The organism is Okeania sp. SIO2B3, from assembly GCF_010672525.1.
Lineage (GTDB): Bacteria > Cyanobacteriota > Cyanobacteriia > Cyanobacteriales > Microcoleaceae > Okeania.
The window spans coordinates 19,806-29,070 of record NZ_JAAHGH010000095.1; the positions used below are offsets into that span (position 1 = coordinate 19,806).

Annotated in this window: 6 protein-coding genes; all 6 read right to left on the reverse strand. The window is 41.8% G+C overall.

Annotation, left to right across the window (positions count from 1 at the left end; translation table 11 throughout):
- Nucleotides 1-191: 191 nt before the first annotated feature.
- Nucleotides 192-1,283 carry a hypothetical protein gene (locus F6K15_RS31115; RefSeq protein WP_293068892.1) on the reverse strand — a complete coding sequence of 364 codons (1,092 nt, stop codon included), beginning with the start codon at nt 1,281-1,283 and terminating at the stop codon, nt 192-194.
- A 7-nt stretch (nt 1,284-1,290) separates the two neighbouring features.
- Nucleotides 1,291-2,172: a hypothetical protein gene (locus F6K15_RS31120; RefSeq protein WP_293068894.1), complete on the reverse strand. Its 882-nt coding sequence runs from the start codon at nt 2,170-2,172 to the stop codon at nt 1,291-1,293.
- A gap of 28 nt (nt 2,173-2,200) precedes the next feature.
- Nucleotides 2,201-5,341, reverse strand: a complete 3,141-nt coding sequence (locus F6K15_RS31125; protein ID WP_293068897.1) for a hypothetical protein — start codon at nt 5,339-5,341, stop codon at nt 2,201-2,203.
- Nucleotides 5,342-5,447: 106 nt separating this feature from the next.
- Complete coding sequence (locus F6K15_RS31130) at nt 5,448-6,077, reverse strand: hypothetical protein (protein WP_293068900.1); 630 nt, start codon at nt 6,075-6,077, stop codon at nt 5,448-5,450.
- A gap of 149 nt (nt 6,078-6,226) precedes the next feature.
- Nucleotides 6,227-8,254 carry a relaxase/mobilization nuclease domain-containing protein gene (locus tag F6K15_RS31135; RefSeq protein ID WP_293068903.1) on the reverse strand — a complete coding sequence of 676 codons (2,028 nt, stop codon included), beginning with the start codon at nt 8,252-8,254 and terminating at the stop codon, nt 6,227-6,229.
- Nucleotides 8,244-8,540, reverse strand: a complete 297-nt coding sequence (locus F6K15_RS31140; RefSeq protein ID WP_293068906.1) for a hypothetical protein — start codon at nt 8,538-8,540, stop codon at nt 8,244-8,246. The genes F6K15_RS31135 and F6K15_RS31140 overlap by 11 nt, the downstream gene beginning before the upstream one ends.
- Nucleotides 8,541-9,265: the final 725 nt, after the last annotated feature.

Consider the following 9,265-nt stretch of genomic DNA (forward strand, 5'->3'; position numbering starts at 1 on the left):
TGTATGCCTAAAATCAAATTATGGTGGGTAAACAATTATTTCATAAATTAACAATTAACAATTAATAATTACCTCTACTTTTTAGGGAGAGGATTGAGGGTAAAAGAAATTGTTTTCTTTTTTTTTCCTTCAAGGGGGAGGCTAAGAAAGCTGAAATAATTAATAATTAATTATTAATTATTAATTATTAATTATTTCTGGAATGCTTGACGGATTCTGCGAGCAAACGCCCGCCCCGCTCCTGAAGTAGCTACTACTCTTGTCATCGCGACTCCCGCTCCCATAGCAAAGTTTCCTACCCCTGAAACAACAGCAGCAGCTTGTTTACTAATAGCCTGGAATAAAGCCACCCCGCCCATCTGCCCTAGATAGATTGCTAGTACAGGACTAGCAACAGCAATGAAAGCAGCAAAAGCAATATCTCGGAAGCTAGTCCCACCCATATCTTGCCCGGCTGCAACTTGAGCTTTTTTGACAACAATAGCCGTTAAACCCACAATAATGTTGTAACTGAGCATGGTAGCGAACATACCCACCATCGCAGAAGCCCAAGCAAAGATAGTTTTACCTGCCACCGGGAGGATACTAATACCTAAAGCGGGTGGAAATAACAGTGCTGTCATTAGTAACGCAGCTTCCATACAGTTAATAAATGCCCACTGAATGGCATACAAAAACATCATCAGGAGGGTAATCAAGGCAGAGCGCAAACCATTTGTCAAGGGATTTCCACCACTCACAGTAGGGGAAGGTACATCAACCCCTGCTTCATTCGCTGCCTCTTCCCTAGCTGGATCTTCCATACACTGTTGTTGCTCTGCGGGTGGTAAATTCATACAATCCGCGTATATCTCTTGCTCGATCGCCTGTTCGGCATTCTCCTGTCGAATTTCATTTAGGGCGGTTTGAGCATCCAGAGAAGAAGAGCCAATCTGTTGAGTGAGGACAAACTGAACATTGTAAGAACCAATACCGTAAAAGGTTTGCACCACCCCCGCTGCTAAAGTTCCATTCCCACCAAGCAGACATACTACTATGAGTGGCATAATCAGCAAATCGGCTAAAGCACTCCAACTTTGTTTTTCCAGTAAAGGCTGAATCTTTTCAATAGCTAAGTACAGTAGTGAGATTCCGGCCAGCAATAATCCCAAATCATTCAAGGCTTGCCAGAGAGGACTACTTGAGGAAATAGCTTCACCCCACAGTTCACCCCAAGCTTGAGTAGTGCTTTGGTTTAGTTCGGAACCAAGATTAATTAAGTCACTTCCTGTTAAGTTAGCCATTTTTCACTTATTCGGGTTCATTGAAAGTGGAAAATTGAGAGCCATTAGCCAAAGCTCGAATATTGGCAGATTTTTCAACTCGATTTCCAGCATTGCCACCCTGCAAAGTTGTCGAAATATCGCTGAGGATTTGATTTCGATAAGCATTATCAATTCGGTTTTGCTGAGTTTCAGCAAACATTGCTGCTTGTTGGGCAGATAAGATAGAGAGCTGATTAGATTGAGTCGCCTCTGCTTGTAATTTCAGCCCCATGGCCTCTAATTGAAGTCTTTCCAAATCTTGGGTGACATCTGTACTTTCTCCTTCTGAAACCAAAGTTTGGCCCTGCTCGGCTAGTTTTTGTGTAGCAGCAGCCATAAGAGCAGAAGTTTGAGTAGTTTCATCTCCAAATTCTATTTTTTCTTTGATTTTTTCCTGAGCATCCTCTCCCAAAGCTGACGAGGAGGCCACAGCTTTTGCTAGTTTTCCCGTCAGTTCGACACTAGCCTCATTAAGGAGTAGCAAATTATCCTCTACACTAGAGCCTAATTGCATTCCAAAAGTAAAATCTCCGGTTCCAGTGCCCTGCAATTCTTCTAATAATTTGTTAGGGTCGGGAATATTCATATCTCCATAAATACTAGAAATGTCTAGATCGGGAAGATTTAGATCGCTCAAAGCATCATCCAAAAAATCATTAGGATCGATCGCCAGTAATTCGGAGATGGGACCAATTAAGTCATTGATCTGATCTTCTATTTTTCCTTGTGCATCACTCAGGATATCTTCAGGATTCAATCCCAAGACATCCTCAAAGCTGAAGGACGCAGCAACTGTAGGTTTAGCAATAGCTATATTTACTACTATTGCCCCGCTAACTAATAGTTTGAACATCCGTAGAGTTTTCATTCAATTCTCTCCTTTTATTCAAAAAATACTAAATTCCAATTTCTTTAATAGAAGTACCTCCTCTTAACACCTTGATATAAGCAGCAGCAAAATCTCTCGTTCCCTTTACAGCACCCACCTGAGTTTTTGGATATTTATCGATAAACCTTTGCCTAGCAGCTTTTTCATCTTCTGAATTAGCCACCGCAGCCAAAATCATCGCCCCGGGATAATATCGCAAAGGACTCCAATAGCGATCGCCTACCTTCAACAACCACTTAGTAAAATATTCCGACGCATCAGGATAAAATGCTTCAGTCGCGTTTACTCTGATAGTATCGGGGTCATACTCACAGTACTTGACATAAGCGGATGCAGCAGCAGCCGTAGTTTTTCCTACCATCTCAATAGAAGTATTTTGGAAAATTTTACTAGCAGCAGAGCAAGCAGCAATGGCATTAACATCCTGTAAGATTAATAACCCCGAAATTCCATCTTTACGCCCAGTAGCCCAAATTGTCCCGACCATTTCTGCAAATCCAGGCTTACTCAACAATACGCTCAATTCATCTCCCACAAACAAACTTCTCGGATGGGACAATCCGTTGGTCACGCAAGCCATAGCTGCCAACAACGACATGATTTGAGCATTACTATCATTATTCAGCCCCGATAGTGCAAAGATTTTTACCATAGGGTCTGGGGGAATTGTGCTAGGGCGACCAATAGCCTGTCCAATCTCTGGATCGTCCAGCTTTGCCGAAATTTGATTAACAATTTGATTGATTGCCAGTCTGTCTATTTCCTCAAAAGATTTCAAGCCCAACTTTTCCTTAGAACAGAAATTAAGCAAATCGTGCAGAGTAGGAATATTTTGCCAAGCATTAGAATGAAAACCTTGCTCAAAAGCAAAATTATAACGGTCGATAATTTGAGGATTGGTGGTAAAAACCTGAATCATCTTTACTACCAAAGCATTAACTCTTTCTTGCAACTTCGGGTCGTGGATAGACCCCATAGCAATACCAACCAACGCTTGTTGTAAAAACTGTTTCCAACGATTCAGCCTTTCTGCTACTACTTTTCTATCCATTCCTCTCAAGTCGGGTGGCTCCACTAAGTTGTAACTTTGGTTAGCCATATTGAAAAAGGCTGCCTTGTCCCCCAACATCCGACAAGCTGTAGCAAAGGTAGAATCGCCACCAGTGGAAATGTCCATTCCCACTACAGGAATGCCTTGGGCAAGGGCATCAACAATGAAACGGAAACCCAAAACCGACTTACCTCCTCCTGAAGTGGCAGTAATAATAGCCCGCTCTGTCTTCCGAAATAAATCTACATAGATAGGTTGTCCGCCTTTGTCAGTAATAAATTCCACACCACGACCACCTTTGTGAAAAGGCCGATAGCAGGTCAGGGGCAACAAACCTGCCACTGTATCTGTATCCAAGATTATCCGTCTGTTTGAAAACAAACTTGTCTGACACAGCAGCTTTAATCTATTAATAGGTAAAGTTTCTACCCACAGTCGCCATGCGATATTAGTTTCTCGAATTACACTTGCTGTGCCAAAACTCCTACACATCAAAGCACAAGCCTTATCCAATTGAGCTTCTGTATCTCGGTAAATCACATACAACGGAGCGCACATCATAGGTGTAGCACCCGTTACCAGTTTTCGTTGAGCTTCAAAACTTTCCTCCTCTCGGACTACCGAGCCTACATCCAAACCACCACCCTGCTCAACAGTATGCTGATTGCTAGCTTCAGCTTGTTTTGCGATTTTTTCCAAATTATATCGCATCGCTGCCTTTGAGCCAGGCTCCATTTCTAGCCAAACTTCGGTGTCGTAAACAAAAGAAGCTGCCAAACAGTCAAACTGCCATCGGAGTTGTGAACGACGATCGCGCCATCCCGTAGGAGCTTCTTCCATTGTTAATACCGCTCCGATGGTATGATTTAAGTAGATATACTCCCGACTGCCATTATGTTGAGGGCAAGATGTTTTCCCGTCAAATCCAGACAGCGCCACTGACAACGTATCTTTTTGAGTATTCGTTATGATTTGACGCTGAAGACCTTGGCCCGTTTCTGAGACTTTAATAATTTGGGGGGTTTCAGGAGCAACAGTACATCTTCCATTAAACCTATACCATAGCCAATGCCATAACTCATCATCGGCTGGATTTTCAAGAGAAAGTCCGACTTTTGTCTCCAGGAGTAACCGCCAAGGCAGATACCCATTTTCATAGATATCTTTAGCTAACTGGCAGTACAGATTTTCTTCCCATTCTCCTTGAGTTCCCATAAAAGTTCGGGTTGTTTTGCCTAATTTCTGCGCGACAGAACGCAGTATCTTATCTGTAAATCCATCCTTTTCTCGATAATTTTTATTACCAGTCCAAGTACAGAATACCCAAATTTCCCAAAACTTCCGATTACCTATCTCATCTAATTCATCAATCCTAATTTTTTCATTGTTAACTAAAACCGATATCGGTAACATTTCATTATGAAATGCTGTGTCCGCAAGTCGTTCGAGTTCTTTTTTTCGAGGGGCTTTATTTCGGAAGCACCCCATGTAGAAGGTAATTTTTTCATCCGAGGGAAATTCTTTGAAAGCTTCAGCGATCGCCTCTGAATATTGAGCTATCTCCGCAGTATGAAGCTGCGGATGTAATCCCTGAAGCCTAAATGGAATAACCGCTGACCACTTATCTCCATCCTCATTCAGCAGCCAGCAGCCAAAACTTTGTCCACCTATGGTAACCCGAAGCGGAACATGAAGGTTACTTTCAAGTTGAAAAGGTCGGTAAGTTGTAGTCCTTTTCCCATCTACAGAAGTTACCGCTACTTTTTCCTTCATCATCATTTTACACTTTTGCTCAAATTGCTTTTCTTCCGCAGATACCCACATGGTTGGTAAATTTACCCAATCTTTTGAAGGGATAATCCACAGATCGGTATATTTATAGCTCTTCTTGCCAGTCAAAAACCACCAGGAGGCAATCAGCCAGACCGAACTTGCTCCCCATACGGCCAATCCCAGAGATAGCAAGATTTCACATACGAAGAAGCTCAAGCCAATCAAGAGCCCCCATGGAACTAATTGATCTGCGGGTACAGGGCCTATGGATGCCTCTTGTTGATAGATTTTAGAGACTTTGACAAAATCTGACTGATTCTCCATATTCACAAATTCAATGGCTTGTTTTTTCAAGAGAAAATAAGAAATTTCTTACTTTCTCTGTCTGGCAAGAAAAATCTTGAGCTACAAGGATGAATGTTTGTAGCACCTACGGAGCAGGAGCACCACCGCCACCTAATATGAGCTGCGACATCACCTCGATCGCTAGAACAAAACCCACGCCGATAGCCATCATATTGCCAATTGGCTTCCAGTCACCACCTTGCATCGCTTGTGATACAAGAAAAATACCCCCTACCAATATTCCCAAAATTACAATAACCCGTAACACAGTAAAAATCAGGCCGACTGTTGCAGCGTCAACAGTAGAGCCTGCACCTGTCAGGATTTCGTTCACTTTTGCTTCGATGGAATCAAATAGTAGGGCATGAGCAGGCATCCCGATGCTGGAAAAAATCATGCAACTTATCAGCACAAGTGCTGCCACATGATGAGCTTTAAATTTTATTCCGATTAACTTACCTAGTGGCGGGAAGTAATCAATCATCATTTTTACGCTATGTGCAATTAAGCACACAATTAAATACACAGTCATCATTGCTGGATTCTGAATACCGATAAAGGTAAGTCCGGCAATGACAAACGCAAGCAACCATAAGTCTCCTTTCTCAATAGGCATTCCTAATGCCTTGCTTAGTTTTGATTCCAATGTTTCTGGACGACGACGGTAGCTTATAGAATAGTCACCGCTGTTTTGCTCTTCATAACGTAGTTGCATACATTTACTCCATTTTTTCAAATTGAGACACACACGCTGAGTTTTTCTGCGGGATCTATCAAGTAATCTCCGCACTCTAGATGCGCACGGGCTATAGCTATCAAATTATTTAGGTCTCACAAACCTGGTCTTATTCCGCATACATACAATTAACGCTCCATTTCTGGCCTGTTTTCCCGATCTTGAGACTCCTGTGCCAGCAAATCATCTACATCTGAAGAAGGAATTTCACAAGTATCGCATCGCACGGAATTATCAGCTTCAATGGAGGCACTAAAAATCTTACGGGGGTTCCCACATTCATCGGTTTGCTTTAAATCAAATCCTTCTAACTGATACGATTGGTCTGACTGCTTTGATATTTCAAAGACACGATCAAACTCTCCATTAGTATCCGTCCAATGGATAGAGCCAACCTCCGTATTGAACTGTTCTGGGGCATGGCGTTGGAAGTAATCAATTAAATCCTTACTGTCTACATTTTGGGTATACTCTGACTCTGTTTGAGGTAACTGAAGAATGCGATATTCTTCCTCGGATGATAGAGAATTATCCGAAATCTGCCAACCATCATCGGTTTGTTCAGCCCGAAATCGCACCTGTTCATAAGTGATGGTTCGTTCTTTTTCGTCTGAAGAAAATTGATATCCTTCGGCATCAACTGCTTGATTATCAAGCAATCGTGCCACATTTGCTTGATGCGACTCAGATAAATCGCTATCGATCTGCCACTCCTGTAAATTTTCATCCCAACTAGCGACAGTAACGTTTTGAGTAATACTAATAGTATTCTCGTCTGAGTTGAAGTGGAGGACACCTAAGTTAGTTTCAATAGGCTCATCCTGATTCAAGTCATGTGCAGTGGCCCGTACACGAACAAACTGGCTTAATGACTCTGCTATGCCAGGACTTTCCTGAAAGTTGGTTGGGACATCGGAGCTTGGGGTTTCAGTGCCAACTTTTGCTTGAGCTAATCGTTCGTCAAAATGACGCAAGGCTTCCTCATCATAAAGCCAATCATCACTCTCAAGAGAATCCTTCAATTGCGTTTCTGTCTCTTGCTCCTGCTCCTGCTCTTGCCCCTGCTCTTGCTCCTGCTCTTGCCCCTCGCTCCAAACGTCTCTACCCACTTCAACAACTTCTGCCAGGTGTGCCGTCATGTCAAGAAACATTCCCGCATAGAACCTGCCATCTATATAGTCACTTTGCTCAAGATGATTAGCCTGTTGCTTCATCCAGACGATTAAATTTCCAGGAGCTACCTCTACATCTATATCTTCTAAACTAAACTGCTTCTCATTTTGAGACGTTTCATCCTGTTCGGAGTTCAATTCAGGTGAATAATCTTTGCCCAAAGAGGGTTCATCGACAGTAAATACATCCTTCATTGACGAAATAGGTGTACTTACTGACTCAAAACTTTGCTCTCGATCTTCAGATTCATCCACCTGTTTAGCCTCCAAACGTTTCAATATAGAGGGACGAGTGTATTTTCGGCCTAGTTGGTATCCGGCAAAAGGAATGCCTTCATACCGCATCCACCACCCCTGTGATGTAGGATGTACCTCTACTCCTAGTGAGTCCATTGCAGCAGTCAGCTCCTCAAAGGAACTTCCCGGTTCTAGACTTTCATCAATAATATTCTGAAGCTTTTGCCGGATACTGCGCTTAGTTGGCTTGATAGTATTTGACGGCTCTTCAAGTTCTCCAATATCTGGAACAGCTTGTAAACCATACTTGCGCTCCACATCACGCAAAATTTTGGGAATCTTATAATAATCCCAGCTAGTATTAGCGCACTTGCCATTATCATCCACCAAATTAATCAATAGATGAGCATGAGTGCGAGTTTTTGATGAGTCTGGATACTTTACATCGTTGTGCAAACCTACCAACACTTGGTTCTTATCAAGATTTAGATCGTCAATAACTTGGCTACAAATTGCTGCCCATTCACCCCGGCTCAAATTATCTCCGGCTGAGGGAGACAAAGACAAGTGATATGCTGGACGCTTAACTCTGTTATTACGACTCGCCACCCATTGCATCGACGCAGCTTTTTCTGCTACCGTCTTACCTTCAAACACATTCTCAAGAAGTGCTTCGGCTCCCGGCTTGCCAAAAATATAGCTGGCGACACTATGAAATTTAGCGTTTCGTGTGACTTTACCAATCATGATGCTCATCCAACAAGCATTGAATATCTTGAACAACCTTAAGAGTTTGGGGGGAAAACTCTTCAGTAGAGATTAAATCTCGTACCAGATGAAGTAGAGTTTGCAATTCTACTTGCTGTTTCCTGAACTTCAATCTTTGCTCAACGAAATCTGTGAGGCAATTAGGGGTGAACAACTTTTCTCGAGCTACCGAGCTGAGACTCTTTTCACTCCTTTCTGCCAATGCCTTTAGGGCATTGTACTCGGAGAACGTTAATCGAACTCTCAAATGACGATTTCTTTTCATTAGTTAGATTAAATTTCTCCATGGTTTAGGAGATACCTCACACAATCTTTGAGCTTGTTTTTAACTTAATCGCTGATTTGAGAAATTGCAACCCCTAAACAGGTCTCAAAAAAACTTGCAAGCAATGGCAAAAGTATTACACGAACTAGGATATGGTCTTACCTTGTACACACAAGCGATATTTTTATACACCCGCGCGATGTTTTTATACACACACGCGATATTTTTATACAAACTTATACACATTATTTCTTTTTTTTTCTTCCGAGTTTATTTTTTAGCTGGCTTTTTCATACACACAAGCGATATTTCTATACACCTGTGTGATATTTTTATACACCTATGCGATATTTTTATACGAATTCATACACTCTATTTTTTTGTTAATTTTCATATACTTCTTAATCTTATGTAATAGTTTGTTTTTCTTTCCGATAGCAAATGCTATCGGAAAAACTCTGACAATTGCGTTATTCAACTTAGCAATATTAAAAAAACATAAACACTATCCAATTCATTTTTTTTATGAGGTATCAAGGAGACTAAATCGACAAAGTTATTGGCGGAGGTACACAGTGGCTAAGGAGACACAAATAACCACCATCTGTATCGATCTTGGTAGTAGTCTCACCAAAGTTGTCTGGAGTTTGGATAATTCACCAGACATTAACTTTCTCACCATGGAACCCGAGATAATAGAGTGTGATTATGGGCACTTAGGCACA

What these genes read in the sequence shown, in the direction of transcription:
- F6K15_RS31135 (WP_293068903.1), bottom strand. Translation starts at nt 8,254, where the DNA reads ATGATTGGTAAAGTCACACGAAACGCTAAATTTCATAGTGTCGCCAGC.
- F6K15_RS31120 (WP_293068894.1), bottom strand. Translation starts at nt 2,172, where the DNA reads ATGAAAACTCTACGGATGTTCAAACTATTAGTTAGCGGGGCAATAGTA.
- F6K15_RS31130 (WP_293068900.1), bottom strand. Translation starts at nt 6,077, where the DNA reads ATGCAACTACGTTATGAAGAGCAAAACAGCGGTGACTATTCTATAAGC.
- F6K15_RS31115 (WP_293068892.1), bottom strand. Translation starts at nt 1,283, where the DNA reads ATGGCTAACTTAACAGGAAGTGACTTAATTAATCTTGGTTCCGAACTA.
- F6K15_RS31140 (WP_293068906.1), bottom strand. Translation starts at nt 8,540, where the DNA reads ATGAAAAGAAATCGTCATTTGAGAGTTCGATTAACGTTCTCCGAGTAC.
- F6K15_RS31125 (WP_293068897.1), bottom strand. Translation starts at nt 5,341, where the DNA reads ATGGAGAATCAGTCAGATTTTGTCAAAGTCTCTAAAATCTATCAACAA.